General features: G+C 64.5%; 14 protein-coding genes. 7 read left to right on the top strand and 7 right to left on the bottom strand.

Features of this window, described 5'->3' with window-relative positions; genetic code table 11:
* Positions 1-45: 45 nt before the first annotated feature.
* On the bottom strand, positions 46-2,082 hold the full coding sequence (tkt, locus tag EYW47_RS18055; protein WP_133196200.1) for a transketolase: 2,037 nt from the start codon (positions 2,080-2,082) through the stop codon (positions 46-48).
* Between the two features lie 471 nt (positions 2,083-2,553).
* Here tkt and EYW47_RS18050 point away from each other — a divergent pair, with 471 nt between their 5' ends.
* The 3 genes from EYW47_RS18050 to EYW47_RS18040 all read left to right on the top strand — a co-directional run bounded on the left by EYW47_RS18050 (position 2,554) and on the right by EYW47_RS18040 (position 4,062).
* Positions 2,554-2,757 (top strand): hypothetical protein, encoded by a 204-nt coding sequence (locus EYW47_RS18050; RefSeq protein ID WP_133196199.1) that lies wholly within the window; start codon positions 2,554-2,556, stop codon positions 2,755-2,757.
* 131 nt (positions 2,758-2,888) lie between these two features.
* Entirely contained in the window at positions 2,889-3,302 is a 414-nt protein-coding gene (locus tag EYW47_RS18045; protein ID WP_133196198.1) for a VOC family protein, read from the top strand.
* Between the two features lie 19 nt (positions 3,303-3,321).
* Positions 3,322-4,062: a 16S rRNA (uracil(1498)-N(3))-methyltransferase gene (locus EYW47_RS18040; RefSeq protein WP_133196197.1), complete on the top strand. Its 741-nt coding sequence runs from the start codon at positions 3,322-3,324 to the stop codon at positions 4,060-4,062.
* Between the two features lie 136 nt (positions 4,063-4,198).
* Here EYW47_RS18040 and EYW47_RS18035 read toward each other — a convergent pair whose 3' ends face one another.
* From EYW47_RS18035 to EYW47_RS18025, 3 genes are all read right to left on the bottom strand, one after another.
* Positions 4,199-4,756, bottom strand: coding sequence for a barstar family protein (locus EYW47_RS18035; protein WP_133196196.1), 558 nt, complete (start codon positions 4,754-4,756; stop codon positions 4,199-4,201).
* A gap of 16 nt (positions 4,757-4,772) precedes the next feature.
* Positions 4,773-5,168 carry a guanyl-specific ribonuclease gene (locus EYW47_RS18030; protein WP_133196324.1) on the bottom strand — a complete coding sequence of 132 codons (396 nt, stop codon included), beginning with the start codon at positions 5,166-5,168 and terminating at the stop codon, positions 4,773-4,775.
* 415 nt (positions 5,169-5,583) lie between these two features.
* Positions 5,584-7,878, bottom strand: a complete 2,295-nt coding sequence (locus tag EYW47_RS18025) for an NADP-dependent malic enzyme (RefSeq protein WP_133196195.1) — start codon at positions 7,876-7,878, stop codon at positions 5,584-5,586.
* 185 nt (positions 7,879-8,063) lie between these two features.
* Between EYW47_RS18025 and thiL the strand changes: the two genes are divergently transcribed.
* The 4 genes from thiL to EYW47_RS18005 all read left to right on the top strand — a co-directional run bounded on the left by thiL (position 8,064) and on the right by EYW47_RS18005 (position 10,943).
* Entirely contained in the window at positions 8,064-9,128 is a 1,065-nt protein-coding gene (thiL, locus tag EYW47_RS18020; protein WP_133196194.1) for a thiamine-phosphate kinase, read from the top strand.
* Positions 9,118-9,708: a phosphatidylglycerophosphatase A family protein gene (locus tag EYW47_RS18015; RefSeq protein ID WP_133196193.1), complete on the top strand. Its 591-nt coding sequence runs from the start codon at positions 9,118-9,120 to the stop codon at positions 9,706-9,708. The genes thiL and EYW47_RS18015 overlap by 11 nt, the downstream gene beginning before the upstream one ends.
* Before the next feature lie 67 nt (positions 9,709-9,775).
* Positions 9,776-10,276 carry a CinA family protein gene (locus EYW47_RS18010; protein WP_028216217.1) on the top strand — a complete coding sequence of 167 codons (501 nt, stop codon included), beginning with the start codon at positions 9,776-9,778 and terminating at the stop codon, positions 10,274-10,276.
* A gap of 100 nt (positions 10,277-10,376) precedes the next feature.
* Positions 10,377-10,943 carry a cupin domain-containing protein gene (locus tag EYW47_RS18005; protein ID WP_133196192.1) on the top strand — a complete coding sequence of 189 codons (567 nt, stop codon included), beginning with the start codon at positions 10,377-10,379 and terminating at the stop codon, positions 10,941-10,943.
* Positions 10,944-11,431: 488 nt separating this feature from the next.
* Here EYW47_RS18005 and EYW47_RS18000 read toward each other — a convergent pair whose 3' ends face one another.
* The 3 genes from EYW47_RS18000 to EYW47_RS17990 all read right to left on the bottom strand — a co-directional run.
* Positions 11,432-11,872, bottom strand: coding sequence for a nuclear transport factor 2 family protein (locus tag EYW47_RS18000; RefSeq protein ID WP_133196191.1), 441 nt, complete (start codon positions 11,870-11,872; stop codon positions 11,432-11,434).
* Positions 11,873-11,952: 80 nt separating this feature from the next.
* A complete protein-coding gene (locus tag EYW47_RS17995; RefSeq protein ID WP_240763773.1) occupies positions 11,953-12,849 on the bottom strand; it encodes an OmpA family protein in 897 nt (298 codons plus the stop codon).
* Between the two features lie 86 nt (positions 12,850-12,935).
* Positions 12,936-15,423, bottom strand: a 2,488-nt coding sequence (locus EYW47_RS17990; protein ID WP_205710097.1) for a YadA family autotransporter adhesin, incomplete at its 5' end; no start/stop codon positions are given.

Raw genomic sequence — 15,423 nt, 5'->3', positions numbered from 1 at the left:
TTTCGAAAACAACAGGCCCGCGCAAGGCGGGCCCATGAGTCAAGCTTAGTTTTCGAGCGCGGCCTTGGCCGTCGCGACGACGTGATCGACCGTGAAGCCGAAGTGCTTGAACAGCACGCCAGCCGGAGCCGATTCGCCGAACGTGTCGATGCCAACCACGCCGCCTTCGAGGCCCACGTACTTGCGCCAGAAGTCGGTCACGCCGGCTTCGATCGCCACGCGGCGCACGCCCTTGGGCAGCACGCGTTCCTTGTATTCGGCGTCCTGCATGTCGAACACGTTCGTGGACGGCATGGACACCACGCGCGCGCCAATGCCTTCGCGCTGCAGCGGCTCGACGGCCTTCATGGCCAGTTCGACTTCCGAGCCGGTCGCGATCAGGATGATCTTGCGGCTCGGGATGTCGTCGTTCCAGTCCTTGAGCACATAGCCGCCCTTCGCGATGTTGGCGATCTGTGCGTCGGTGCGCTCGTTGAACTGCAGGTTCTGACGGCTGAACACGAGGCTCGACGGGCCATGATGCGCGATCGACTCGGTCCAGGCCACCGCGGTTTCGACGGTGTCGGCCGGACGCCAGAGCGTCATGTTCGGGATCAGGCGCAAGGTCGCGACCTGCTCGATCGACTGGTGCGTCGGGCCGTCTTCACCGAGGCCGATCGAGTCGTGCGTGAACACGAAAATCGACGGGCACTTCATCAGCGCGGCCACGCGCAGCGCGTTGCGGCTGTAGTCCGAGAACGTCAGGAAGGTGCCGCCGAACGCCTTGTAGCCGCCGTGCAGCGTGATGCCGTTGAGCGCCGCGCTCATGCCGAACTCACGCACGCCGTAGTTGATGTGGTTGCCCCACTGGATGCCGGTCTCGCCTTCCTTGGCCGCGCGCACGGGCTTCGAGGCCTTCCAGTTGGTGAGGTTCGAGCCGGTCAGGTCGGCCGAGCCGCCGAGCAACTCGGGCAACACCGCGGCAAGCCCTTCGATAGCTTGCTGCGAAGCCTTGCGCGTAGCGACCGTTTCCTTGCGCGAATCCGCGCCGGCGATGATCTGGGCAGCCTTCTGCGCCCAGTCGGCAGGCAGCTTGCCAGCCATGCGGCGCTCGAATTCGGCGGCTTGTTCCGGGTACTTCGCCTGGTACGCCGCAAACGATTCGTTCCACGCGGCTTCGAACTTCGCGCCGGCAGCCTTCGCGTCCCAGTCTGCATAGACTTCCTGCGGCAGCGTGAACGGCTCCCACTTCCAGCCAGCCGCTGCGCGCCACTTCGCGATTTCATCGGCGCCGAGCGCCGCACCGTGCACGTCATGACCACCCTGCTTGGTGGGCGCACCCTTGCCGATAATCGTCTTGCAGCAGATCAGCGTGGGCTTGTCCGAGGCCTTCGCCTTCTGGATGGCCGCGTCGACGGCGTCCACGTCGTGGCCGTCCACGTGCGGGATCACATTCCAGCCATAGGCTTCGAAGCGCTCCGGCGTGTTGTCGTGGAACCAGTTGACCACGTCGCCATCGATCGAGATGCCGTTGTCGTCGTAGAGCGCGATCAGCTTGTTCAGCTTGAGCGTGCCAGCGAGCGAGCAGGCTTCATGCGAGATGCCTTCCATCAGGCAGCCATCGCCGAGGAACACGTAGGTGTGGTGATCGACGATCTTCGCGTCGGCCTTGTTGAACTCGGCCGCGAGCAGCGCCTCGGCCAGCGCCATGCCAACCGCGTTCGCCAGACCCTGGCCGAGCGGGCCCGTGGTCGTCTCGACGCCCGGCGTGATGCCGTACTCGGGGTGGCCCGGCGTCTTCGAGTGCAGCTGACGGAAGTTCTTCAGTTCTGCCATCGGCAGGTCGTAGCCGGTCAGATGCAGCAGCGAATACAGCAGCATCGAGCCATGGCCGTTCGACAGCACGAAACGGTCGCGGTCGCTCCAGTGCGGGTTGGTCGGGTTGTGGCGCAGATGGCGCGACCACAGCGCGACGGCGATCTCGGCCATGCCCATGGGCATGCCGGGGTGACCGGAGTTCGCTTGCTGAACGGCGTCCATGGACAGCGCGCGGATCGCGTTGGCCATCAACTGGGTGGTAGCGGGGGAGGACGAGGTCGTCATGTCGAGTCCGGGGGAACGAGTGCAAAAAGCGGCTTGGGCGGCTGCGTTCAGCAGCGGGCGCACAGCAGCGTACGGTTCCGGAAGCTCGGCAAAAATGTTCGTTGCGGCGCACGATGCGGCGCCAGGAAGACGCAAACGGCCAGAGCAAACGGACAGGGCTGCAAAGGGCGATATTCTAACAGATCGTGAGGACTTTCCCTGGCTGTAGGACCTGTCCAGGACCAGGTCGAAGCTGGAATCCGATATTTATCAGACCCCAATTTTTCTCACCGCGCCCGGCGCGCGACCTGGCACCGCCTGAACTCTCGACTGGGCGCGGTGCACAGCGGCGGCGGCCCGGATGCCCGCCCGTATAATGCAGCTATTACCCTTATTTCCAACCCAATCAGGCCCGCTTTTAACTCCACTTATTGCCTGGCGCCGGCCTGTCGTTGGCCGAGTTTGCGGCCATCTTGCACACGACCACGCGCAATGCACCGCGACCGTCTGATCCGGACGCCATCGTTGCTCGAGACCGTCGTCACTGCAGTGTGCCTCTTTCGTCCCACCACTGATGCGCTGTACGGTTTTTCCGATATGCGCGAGACGGCTGGACGGCTGGAGGGGCCGGGCTTGTACGATGCGCCCCGCATGCGCCACTTCTGGCGGCGCCTCAATTCGCCCGAGATAAACTAGGCCAATTCCTACAGCTTTAGGAAGCGCAACGTTGGAGAATCGTTGGGTTCGTTACATTTTTTTGCGTGCTAGCCGACTTAGACAGCCTCCAGTAACCCGCCTCGCCCGAAACCCGAACCTGGAGATATTCGATGACCCCACCCCGCCCCGCAGGCGTGCCGTGGCTAACGCCGTATCTGGCGGTGCGCGACGCGCGCGCCGCCATCGAATTTTTCCGGGCGGCTTTCGGTTTTGCGTTGCGCGATTGCGTGGAGGACGACGGTGCGGTGATGCACGTCGAAATGACCTATCACGATCAGTTGATCGTGATGTTCGCGCCGGAGGGCGCATTCGGTTCGACGGCGCGCACGCCGAAGAGCTCGGACGCGATCGCCCCCCAATCCTTTTACCTTTACGTCGACAATGTCGACGCGGTATATGCGCGAGCGCTGGACGCTGGCGCGAAATCGTTGAGCGAGCCGCAGGACCAGTTCTGGGGTGACCGTTTTGCTCAGGTCGAAGATCTCGACGGCTACCGCTGGGCGCTTGCTCGCCATTTGTCATGAAGCAATGAGAACTTGTCTTATGCCCCGTTTTTTCGTCGGAAATTCCTTGCAATCCGGCGACGTCTTCACCCTCCCGGACGATGTGACGCGACACGTTCAGGTGCTGCGCCTGCTGCCCGGCGACACCATCGTGCTGTTCAACGGCATGGGGGGTGAATTCAGCGCCGAAATCATCTCCATGGAGCGCCGCGACACACAGGTGCGCGTCGGCCCGTTCCGCGATATCGAAACCGAGCCGCCGTACCGGCTCACACTCGCACAAGGCATCGCCGGCAGCGACAAGATGGACTGGCTGATCGAGAAGGCAGTCGAGCTGGGTGCGACGAACTTCGTGCCGCTCACGACCTCTCGCAGCGTCGTGCGCCTGGTAGGCGAGCGCGCCGTGCGCCGCCAGTTTCACTGGCAGCGCATCGTGCAGGCGTCGTGCGAGCAGTGCGGCCGCAACCGCATGCCCGAAGTCGCCTCCACGCGCGAGATCGGCACCTGGCTCGGCTCGCTGCCCAAAACGCCCGGCGAAGGCGAGTTGCGCGTGCTGCTTTCGCCGCGCGCGAACGTGTCGTTCGCCACCTTGCCTCACAACCCGCCGCAAGGCGAGATCACCGTGCTCGTGGGGCCGGAAGGCGGCTTTTCATCGCCGGAAGAGGCGGCTGCACTCGATCACGGCTTCATCGCCGTGGGGCTCGGACCGCGGATCCTGCGCACCGAGACGGCAGGCATCGCCGTGCTCGCGGCACTCGCCGCGCGCTGGGGCGGCTGGTAAGAACGGGTAAAAATGACAAGGCCCGCCGCATGTGATCATGCGGCGGGCCTGCGTTTTTTTGTCGCAAGAATGCGACGGCACTCGAATGACAAATTACGGCGGCCGACGCTTCTCGCGGCGGCGCGCCACACACCGCTCAGGCGAACGAATAAAAGACCCGGAACGGCACCTTGCGCTCGGCCCAGTACTCCGAAGCTTCGCGGAACACGTCGAGTAGCGTCTCGCGCCCGTCCTTGTCAAACTTCTGGGCGATCGGCAGGCCTTCCAGCACGATCACGAAGCCCGGCTGCTCGCCGGCCTTCTGCACCAGATCGGTCAGGCAGTCGTACAAACCATCGTAGTTCTTGCCGAAATGCTTCGGAAACAGAAACGATATGGCAATGGTTTCGAGCACTTCCTGTTTAGTCTGCGCATTGGCGCAAAACGCGTAGAGGAAATGCTGCTGCAGCCGCTGCGCCTCGTCGGCGAGATCCTGCACGCGGAACGCGCGGATCGACTGGACGATATTCGGCCTGACGGTCGCAAACAGGTCCATGGCCTCCTCGTTCGATGGATTCGCCTCGCCCCTGCGCGCGGCTTCGCGCTGCTGGTCGTCGTGATGCATCTGCATGACGCGCTGGAACAGGTTGCCCTCGCCGGACGCGAACAGATCGCTCGCGACCCGCGGGTCGTGCGCGTAAGTGTTATCGCTCATGCCGCTTTTCCCGGTGTCATTCAACAATTCGTCTAAAACTTGCGTAGTGGTCGTCGGTGTAATAGCAGTCGTCCGTCTGCCTGGGCGGACCGCCGCAGACAATCCGACGCGCGCCGCGGTTGTGCGCACGGGGCGTCGGGACGGTGTATTCGTGGTAGTAGCCACGCCGATGCTGCGGCAACTGACGCTCGTAATTGCCGAACACGACGCCGTCCTTCTCAAACGGATAAGGCCCGCCCTCGGCAATCAGACTGAGCGTGTTGACCGCTTCGCGCGGCAACTCGCCCACGCTCACGGTGCCAACCGACGCTCCGTCATCGTCCGCCGCCTGAGTACGTGCCGCGGCGCCTTGCGAGCACACGAGAACTGCCGCCAGAAATACGCCTGACGCAGCCAGTGCCAAACGACGGATACCGCTCGAACGCTTTCCAGAATCCCCACTAAAACAATGGCTTGCATCTGCCGGTCCGGCCAATGCGCCAGCGTCTTTCGTGGCCGCATCATCAGGCAGTCCTATACGTACCATCTACGGATTCCTGCCTCTCGGATCACGCGTTCGACGACCATGAAAGATGTAAGGGTATCGCTAATGGCCCCTGGAAGCAATCTCGCTCCTGCGACGGCACACGGGGCTTGACCGCGCACAAGGCGAAAACCGGTAAATTTTACAAGCGGGGAAATGGTGCCCGTACGACGTCAGGCAACCATCCTGGAGCACGGCGGGAGAGCGGCGGGGGGAGACCGGCGGCGGGTGGCGCCGCCGGTGCGAGGCATGAAGCCGCGGGGACGCGGCCAATCCGGAATTTAATGCGAGTGACTTGAACGACTTAACGCGTCGCGTTCACATCCGCGACGAGCAGCGCAGTCATGTTGACGATCCGGCGCACGGTGGCCGAAGCCGTCAGCACGTGCACCGGCTTGGCCGCGCCGAGCAGCATCGGGCCGATGGCGATATTGTTGCCCGCCGCCGTCTTCAGCAGGTTGTAGGAGATGTTCGCCGCGTCGATGTTCGGCATGACGAGCAGGTTCGCCTCGCCTTCGAGCGTCGACTCCGGCAGGATTTCGCGGCGCAGCTTCGGATCGAGTGCGACGTCGCCGTGCATTTCGCCGTCCACCTGCAGGTCCGGCGCGCGCTCCTTGAGGATCTCGAGCAGATCGCGCATCTTCTGCGCCGAAGGCGCGTTGCTCGAGCCGAAGTTCGAATGCGAGCACAGCGCGACCTTCGGCTCGATACCGAAGCGGCGCACTTCTTCCGCCGCCATGATGGTGATCTCGGCGAGCTGCTCCGGCGTCGGGTCGACGTTCACGTGCGTGTCGACCACGAAGATCTGGCGATTGGGCAGCACGAGCCCATTCATCGCCCCGTAAACGCTGCAGCCTTCCTTCTTGCCGATGATCTGGTCGATGAAGTGCAGATGGCGGTGCGTCGTGCTGACCGTGCCGCACAGCATGCCGTCGGCCTCGCCCTTTTGCACCAGCATCGAGCCGATCAGCGTGGTGCGGCGGCGCATTTCGAGCTTGGCCATCTGCTGCGTGATGCCCTTGCGCGCCATCAGCTTGGCGTAGCTCTGCCAGAAGTCGCGGTAGCGCTCGTCGTGGTCGGTATTCACGACCGTGTAGTCCTGGCCCGCGACCAGACGCAGACCGTAGCGCGCGATGCGCTGCTCGATCACCGCCGGGCGGCCGATCAGAATCGGCTTCGCGAGCTTTTCGTCGACGACGATCTGCACCGCGCGCAGAATGCGCTCCTCTTCGCCTTCGGCGAACACGATGCGCTTCTTCTCCGGCTCCACGGCACGCGCGATCTGGAAGATCGGCTTCATGGTCGTGCCGCTGTGGTAGACGAACTGCTGGAGATGCTGGGTGTAGGCGTCCATGTCCTCGATCGGACGGGTCGCCACACCGGAGTCCATCGCCGCCTTGGCGACGGCCGGCGCGATCTTCACGATGAGGCGCGGATCGAAGGGCTTCGGAATCAGGTATTCAGGCCCGAATTGCAGATCCTGGATGCCGTAGGCCGTGGCCACGACGTCGCTCTGCTCCTGGCGCGCCAGTTCGGCAATCGCGTTCACGGCGGCGATTTCCATCTCGCGCGTGATGGTGGTCGCGCCCACGTCGAGCGCGCCGCGGAAGATGAACGGGAAGCACAGGACGTTGTTGACCTGGTTCGGGTAATCCGTGCGGCCGGTGGCGAGCACGGCGTCCGGACGCACTTCGAGTGCGAGCTCCGGCAGGATTTCCGGCGTGGGGTTCGCGAGCGCGAGGATGAGCGGCTTCGCGGCCATCTGCTTGACCATGTCCTGCTTGAGCACGCCGCCAGCGGACAGGCCGAGGAAAATGTCGGCGCCTTCGATCACTTCGGCAAGCGTGCGCGCGTCGGTTTCGCGTGCGAAGCGCTCCTTGTCCGGGTCCATCAGCTCGGTGCGGCCCTTGTAGACCACGCCCGCGAGGTCGGTCACGTAGATGTTCTCGAGCGGCAGGCCGAGGTCGACGAGCAAATCGAGGCACGCCAGCGCCGCCGCGCCCGCGCCCGACGCCACGAGCTTCACCTTCTTGATGTCCTTGCCCACGACCTTCAGGCCGTTGGTGAAGGCCGCCGCCACCACGATGGCCGTGCCGTGCTGGTCGTCGTGGAAGACCGGGATCTTCATGCGCTTGCGGGCTTCGCGTTCGACGATGAAGCACTCCGGCGCCTTGATGTCTTCCAGATTGATGCCGCCGAAGGTGGGCTCGAGCGCGGCGATCACGTCCACGAGCTTGTGCGGGTCCATCTCGTTCAGCTCGATGTCGAACACGTCAATGCCGGCGAACTTCTTGAACAGCACCGCCTTGCCTTCCATGACCGGCTTCGAGGCGAGCGGCCCGATATTGCCGAGGCCGAGCACGGCCGTGCCGTTCGACACGACGCCCACGAGGTTGCTGCGCGCCGTGAAGCGCGCGGCGTTCAGTGGATTCTCGACGATCGCCTCGCACGCGAACGCGACACCCGGCGAGTACGCGAGCGAGAGATCGCGCTGGTTGATCATCTGCTTGGTCGGCGCGATCGCGATCTTTCCGGGAGTCGGAAATTCGTGATAGTCGAGGGCAGCTTCGCGAAGCTTGTTCGTGGCGGAATTCGACATGAGAGGCAGGCCCCAAGTGCGGATTAGAATGGCAATTCAAACGCTGATTCGGACGCATTGTAGCGCCAATCCCTGGCAGCATTCCTTATAGTTCGGGCGCAGCTGACGCGACCGTGATGAGGGGAACGCCCCGCCGGCGCGGCTCGCGCGGGATCAACCAAGCCATTCGCCATAGACCTTTCGTCATGCTTTCCGAGTTCTCCCTGATCGACCGTTATTTCGCGCGACGCGCCCGCACGAACACGCGCCGCGCCGCGCTCGGCATCGGCGACGACTGCGCGCTCATCGCGCCCGCCGCCGGCGAGATGCTGGCCGTATCCACGGACATGCTCGTGGAAGGCCGTCACTTTCTTCCCGACGTCGACCCTCGCGCGCTCGGCCACAAGGCGCTCGCCGTGAATCTCTCCGATCTCGCCGCAATGGGCGCCGCGCCACTCGGCTTCACGCTCGCGTTCGCGCTGCCCAAGCCGCGCGAGGACTGGCTCGAGGCGTTCAGCGGCGGGCTTTTCGAGCTGGCCGACCGATACGGCTGCGAGCTGATCGGCGGCGACACCACCGCCGGTCCACTCAATCTGTGCATTACCGTCTTCGGCTCGGTACGAGAGGCTCACGCGCTTCGGCGCGACGCGGCCCGGCCCGGCGACGATGTCTGGGTGTCAGGCACGCCGGGCGACGCGCGCGCGGGTCTCGCCGTGCTGCGTGGCGAGTGGCCACACGTGCAGATCGATCGTGCCGACGCCACCCATTTCCGCCGCGCACTCGAATACCCCGAGCCGCGCGTGGCGCTCGGTCTCGCGCTCGCGGGCATTGCGCGCGCGGCGCTGGACGTCTCAGACGGACTCGCTGGCGACCTGCTGCACATCCTCGAGCGTTCGCGCGTGAATGCCGAGATCGACGTGGACGCGCTGCCGCTGTCCGTGGCGCTCGCGCGTCTGCCGCGCGCGCTGCAGCTGCAGTGCGCGCTCGCGGGCGGCGACGACTACGAGCTCTGCTTCACCGCAGCGCAAGCACAACGCGGCGCCGTCGAGGCAGCGGCGCAACAGGCGGGCGTGCGCGTGACGCGCATCGGTACAATCACTTCTGCCCAAATGACCGCATCGCCCGCATCGGCCGAGGCTGCCGTTGCGGCCCACGACGGCGCGCACGCCAGGCCCAAAGCGCAAGCGTGGCCTGCCATCGCATGGCGCGACGCGTCCGGTGCGCCGCTCAACCTGACGTTGCAAGGCTTCGATCACTTTCATGCAGACTGACCCTACGCCCTCGCCCGCCGACAAACTCGCGGCGGCCGGCCAGCCCGCCTCTGCCGGCGTGAGCGGCGCAAATACCGGGAGCGCCGCTCCCAACGGGCCGCGCCGCGCCGATGCGCCGTTCATGCTCTCGCATCCGCTGCACATCATCTCGCTCGGCTTCGGCTCCGGACTCTCGCGGCTCGCGCCGGGCACTGCCGGCACGCTCTTCGCGTGGGCGGCCTTCGAGGTGCTCAACCGCTACTTCACGGTGCTCGACTGGGGCCTCCTGATTGTCGTGGGCTATCTCGCCGGCATTGGCATCACTGGATACACCGCGAAAATGCTGCGCACCGAAGACCCCTCGGCTATCGTCTGGGACGAGATCGTCGCGTTCTGGCTCGTGCTGCTGATGATCGCGCCCATCGACTTCATGGGCAAACTCTGGGCATTCGTCGTCTTTCGCTTCTTCGACACGGTGAAGCCGCCGCCCATCCGCTATCTCGAGCGGCGCTTCAAGGGCGGCTTCGGCATCATGCTCGACGACCTCATTGCCGCCTTCTTCACGCTGCTCGTGATCGCACTCTGGCGCATGTCGGTCTGAGCGCCGCGCAGTCCGCCGCCGCACCCCGAAAAGAACACATCCGACACACCGCCACGGACACTCCCCCATGCCTACCGATTCCGTCGTCCATCAACTCGCCATCCGCGCAGGGAACAAACTGCGCGACGCCCGGCTCATGCTCGCCACCGCCGAGTCCTGCACGGGCGGCATGGTCGCTACCGCCATCACCGACATTTCGGGCAGCAGCGGCTGGTTCGAACGCGGCTTCGTCACGTATTCGAACCAGGCGAAGACGGAGATGATCGGCGTGCCCGCCGATCTCATCGAAAAGCACGGCGCCGTGAGCGAGCCGGTCGCGCGCGCGATGGCCGAAGGCGCGCTGCGCAACAGCCGGGCACAAATTTCGCTCGCCATTACGGGTGTGGCCGGTCCGGGCGGCGGCACGCCGGAAAAACCGGTCGGCATGGTGTCGTTCGGCTGGAGCAACCGGCTGCACACGAGCGTCGAAACGCTGGTCTTCAAGGGCGACCGGGAGCAGATACGCGTGCAGGCCGCCGTGCATGCGCTGCGCGGGCTGCTGGCACTGATTGACGAAAAGGAACGCTAAGGACGTCTGGCCTCCTCGAATGCTGGACGCCCGGAGATGACCTACCCTACCGGAACCCGACAGCTTCGTGCGATCGACAAGGACAAGGAGGCCCGAGCCCATGACCACTGCGAAGTCAACCGAGCCGGCGAGCGCCGGCGGCCCCGTCGACGAGCTGATCCGCCGCTTCGGGCTCGAACCCCATCCTGAAGGCGGCTACTACAGCGAAACCTACCGCTCGGACAAGCTGATCCGCCGCGACGGCGCACCGGCCACCGACGGCCCGCGCACGGCCTCGACCGCGATCTACTTTCTTCTCGCGAACGGCGCATATTCGGCCTGGCACCGCATCCGATCCGACGAGCTGTGGCACTTTTACGCGGGCTCGCCCATCGAGATCCATTCGATCGACGAGCGTGGCGTGCTCTCCACGCGCAAGCTCGGCCATGCGCTCGACCATCCGGGCACGGTTTTTCAGGCGGTGGTGCCTGCGGGACACTGGTTCGCGGCGCGCTGCTGCGATCCGTCCACCTATGCGCTGGTGGGCTGCACGGTTGCGCCTGGGTTCGAGTTCAGCGAATTCGAGATGGCGGATGTGAATGCGCTCGCAGAAAAATATCCGCTGCATCGGGCGATCATCGAGCTGTTCGGCAAGCCGGCCATGGTCGCGGCCGCGAGGAAGGATTGAGCCGCGTGCCGTGCTGTGCCTCGGCAGCATGCGTGCCGTAGCCGATACGCCCGTTCGAGCGCCGCGTACAACCGCGCAAAAAAAGAAGCGGCGCTCCCAACCCAAGGACGCGCCGCAAAAGCCCTGCCAAATGCAGACGGTCACACCGACCATCCGCGACACGCTCCCTACAGCGTGTTCCGTTGTGCCGTCACCTGACTGGTGACGACTGCATCTGTCGATCGGGTGCAGAGCTTCCTACCCAGCCGGTCTGCGCGCCCGTCATACGTAACCCATGCTATCGCGCCCCGGCTTCAATCGATATCGAAACACTTCGAAATTCGAACTGGCGCGTCCTGCGCGAGGCCACCAACGCGCCTTCGCCGCTCACGCCATGGAACGCCAACGCGGTGGGCTAGCGAATCAAGCTCCGCCCCAGCCGTCATTCGCGATATAGGCCGATGTCTATCTGTTCGGCAAGCCGACGGTGGGGCGAGCGCGGCAAAGCATTAGCGCCGCTGCGTCCCTTGCGAGGAGAGCACCTGCCAGCCACGCGGCCCGCCACGTACGAAAACATCTGTAAAGGTTGATTGCTGCACAGTGGAGCCGGGACTGACGCGATAGTCCACGACGCCCGTGACAACGCCTGTGTCCCCGTGGACACGGATCCTCAAAGAGCTGAATTGCTGCGAATAGCCCTGCACCGCTTTATGCGCGGCCAGAGCACCCGCCTTGTCCTGAATCTGGCCGTTTTCCGTGACTTGAACGAAGTCTGGATGCAACACCTGATCAAGGGTCGGTTTATCCGCCTCGATAGTAGCCGTCACCCACGAATTCTCGACTTGCTCAATTTGAGCCTTGTCCGAGATCTCACTTGCCCTCGTCATCGGCGAAAGAAAAATCGCACCGAAAATGGCCAGGGCAACAGCGAGTTTAAAACGATGGTTCATGTTTTTGCCTCATTTGTTTAGTCAAGGTGAGAAGCCGCCATGCGGCTCACGTCCCGGACTCGCGAGCCCGAATTCCGCACTTATTGCATTGAGATCTGTACGCGCCGATTCGGCGCAAGACACTCGACTACGGTTGGAGTCGCCGTCTTGCCTGCACAGAACTTCACCGGTTCTGCTGCGCCGCGGCCATTGACTTCGATGCGCTCGGCCGCGATCCCGCTTGCTTGCAACGAACGCTGCACCGCCTGTGCGCGCTGCAGAGACAGTTTCTCGTTGTGCGCCGCCGAACCGAGTCGGTCGGCATACCCATCGATCCTCAAAAGCCGAAGCTCTGCATGCGATTCGCGGATACGCTCGGCGAGCGCTTCGACCATTCGCTGCCCTTCCGGCTTAAGCATCGCACTGTCGAAATCGAACAGCGCATCGGCCGACAGTGAAACAGGCTCAGCGAGCGGTGGTGGTGGCTGTGGCGCCGGCGGCGGCACGCACTTATCGAGTTCGTCGCTCACCTTCCGCGCGAGTTGCCGCGCACGCTCGATCTCATCCCAGCCGTGCACCCAACGCGTACCGTGGGTTTCGTCCTGCTCCTTCCACGCCGCGTCGGTTAGCGCGGCAAGACGTCCCGCATCCTCGCCGCGGCACGGCGACTGCGAGGCGCGCTGGTTCGCGCGCTCGATTTCCTGCAGCGCCTTGACCCACTTCTCGCGTGTTTCAATCGATGGCCAGTTCTTCTGGCCGTAGATCGGCTGGAACGGCACGCTGCCGTCGATGAAGTGACGACCGTTGTTGAGCGCACGCGCCGCCGCGTCGTTGTAGACGGATGAGACGAGCACATGGCTGTCCTGGCGCTCTGCGATCTCGAGCCAGCCCTCGGCCTGACCGCGCTGGTACGGGTCGGCGACGCGCTGTGCCGCCGGCATCAGGGCCTCGGCGTCGCTGCGGATGCTGGCAGACGCCTGGGCGCTCGCCAGCGCCACGAGCAATGCGCCCCATATCAAAGTTTTATTCATGAGATTCTCCGTGCTCGCCACGGTTTCCCATGGCGAGCCTGGACCACGATCGATCAGAATCCGAACGTCGCGCCAACCGAGGCGCCGGTGCTGCCGCCGCTGCCCGTCGAGCGTGCTACGTGTGCGTTCAACAGCAGGCGATCGCTCACGTACCAGTTCGCACCGGCTGCGAGCGCGCTCTGACCGCCATACGTACCCGCGGCGACGCCCATCTGGAACTTGCCTTCCGCCCGAGCGTTCGGAACGAGCGACGAAGCCGCCATCGCCGTTGCGCCGAGCGCGTTCATCTGCTGACGAACGGTGTTGATCTGCTGGTTCGTATAGGCATTGGCTTGCTGCACGCCTTGCTGGACCTGATTCATCACGCCGGCCTGGGCATTGCTCATCGCGTCGTTCAACTGGTTCACGTTGACGGCGTCGGTGCCGTTCTGACCTGCCGCGACGTTGGTGATCCGGCGCTGCACGGTATCCGAACCCACCGATACCGTATTTGCCTCGGTCGCTACTGCTCCCTGACCGAGCGCAACAGAGTTGGCTCCGGTCGCCGTAGCGCCCGCACCGATTGCCGTCGCGTTCGTGGCGCTCGCGGTCGAGCTCGCCCCGATTGCCGAAGCACTCGCCGCACTCGCCGCCGAGTTCGCACCCATCGCGCTCGATTGCGCGCCGCTGGCGTTCGCGTTCGCGCCGCTTGCCGTGGCATGCGTGCCCGTCGCGGAAGCCGCTTCGGTGTTCCGGTTGCCATCTGCCGAGAACATCGGGTTGCCCGCGTTTTCAACGATGTTGGTGACGTTCGCGAGTGCCGCGTTCATCTGGCCCACGTTCACCGCATCCGTGTCCGCCGTGCCGGCCGCCACGTTGTGGACCGTAACCGCCGTGGTCGAACCCGTACCGCCCAGCGTGACCGAGTCATGCGCCGACGAGTCGTATTGCACCGCATTGGCAGTCTGGCCGGCGATGTTCGTCACGCTCTGGCTCAGCGAGTACAACTGCGAGCCGTTCACCGCATCCGTGCTGGTCGCCGATACTTCACCTGCCGACACACCCGTCAGCGTGCGCGTGCCCGCCATACCGGTGAAGTCCACGGTCGCACCACCCGAGTCCTTCGCCACCGTCACCGTGCTGGTCGGCGTGGCTTGCTGCACCAGACCGATCGTGCCGTTGTTGATGTTCTGCGTCAGGTTCGTGATGTTCGTCGTGTTCTGCGTCACTCGGCCATCGAGGTTGGTCAACGCGCCGCCCACGTTGTTGAACGTGCTGCCGCCGATCAGGTAGGTCGGGGCCGAGATCGAGCCGTCGCTGTTCACCGTCGAGCCGCCGCCGAGCGCGTCAGCCGTCGAGCTGGCCACGTTGTATAGCTGCGAGCCGTTCACCGCGTCGGAGCTCGAAGCCGAGACGTCGCCCGCCGCCACGTTGTGCAGCGCCACCGGCGTGGTCGAATCCACACCGCCCAGCGTCACCGAATCATGCGCTGACGAGTCGTACATCACGGCGTCAGCCATCTTGCCGCTCATATTCGTAATGTCGCCCTGCAGATTCGTGATGTCGGTCGTGTTCTGCGTCACGCGGCCATCGAGGTTCGTGATCGCACCACCCACGTTGTTGTAGATGTCGCCACCCACCACGTACGTCGGAGCCGAGATCGAGCCGTCGCCGTTCACCGTAGAGCCGCCGCCCAGCGCGTCAGCCGTCGAGCTCGCCACGTTGTACAGCTGCGAGCCGTTCACCGCGTCGGTGCTCGACGCGCTCAACTCGCCCGCCGCCACGTTGTGCAGCGCCACCGGCGTGGTCGAATCCACACCGCCCAGCGTCACCGAATCATGCGCTGACGAGTCGTACTGCACCGCATCGGCCAGTTGACCCTGCATGTCCGTGATCTGGCCGTTGATGGTCGTCACGTCGCCCTGCAGCGTCGTCACATCGCCGGCGAGGTTCGTTACGTTGCCTGCGAGGGTTGTCACGTCGCCTGCGAGGTTCGAGACGTTCGTGTTCGTCGCGTACAGCTGCGAGCCATTCACCGCTTCCACGCTCGAAGCGTTCACCGCACCGTCCGACACACCCGTCAGCACTCGCGTGCCCACCGTGCCCGTGAAGTCCACGATCATGCCGTCCGTGTCCTTCGCTACGGTGATGTTGCGCGTCGCCTGGCCCTGCTGGACGAGGCCGATCGTGCCATTGTTGATGTTGTTGGTGATCGTCGTGATGTCGGTCGTGTTCTGCGTCACGCGGCCATCGAGGTTCGTGATCGCGCCACCCACGTTGTTGTAGGTGTCACCACCCACGACATACGTCGGAGCCGAGATTGAGCCGTCGCCGTTCACCGTCGAGCCGCCACCCAGCGCATCAGCCGTCGAGCTCGCCACGTTGTACAACTGCGAGCCGTTCACCGCGTCGAAGCTCGAAGCCGAGACTTCACCCGCCGCCACGTTGTGCAGCGCCACCGGCGTGGTCGAATCCACACCACCCAGCGTCACCGAATCGTGCGCCGACGAGTCGTACAACACCGCATCGGCCAGCTTGCCGTTGATGTCCGTGATCTGGCCA

This window comes from Paraburkholderia silviterrae, from assembly GCF_004353915.1.
Taxonomy (GTDB): Bacteria; Pseudomonadota; Gammaproteobacteria; order Burkholderiales; family Burkholderiaceae; genus Paraburkholderia; species Paraburkholderia silviterrae.
The sequence above is the reverse complement of the archived record's forward strand: the minus strand, read 5'-3'. Positions and strand labels throughout refer to the sequence as shown.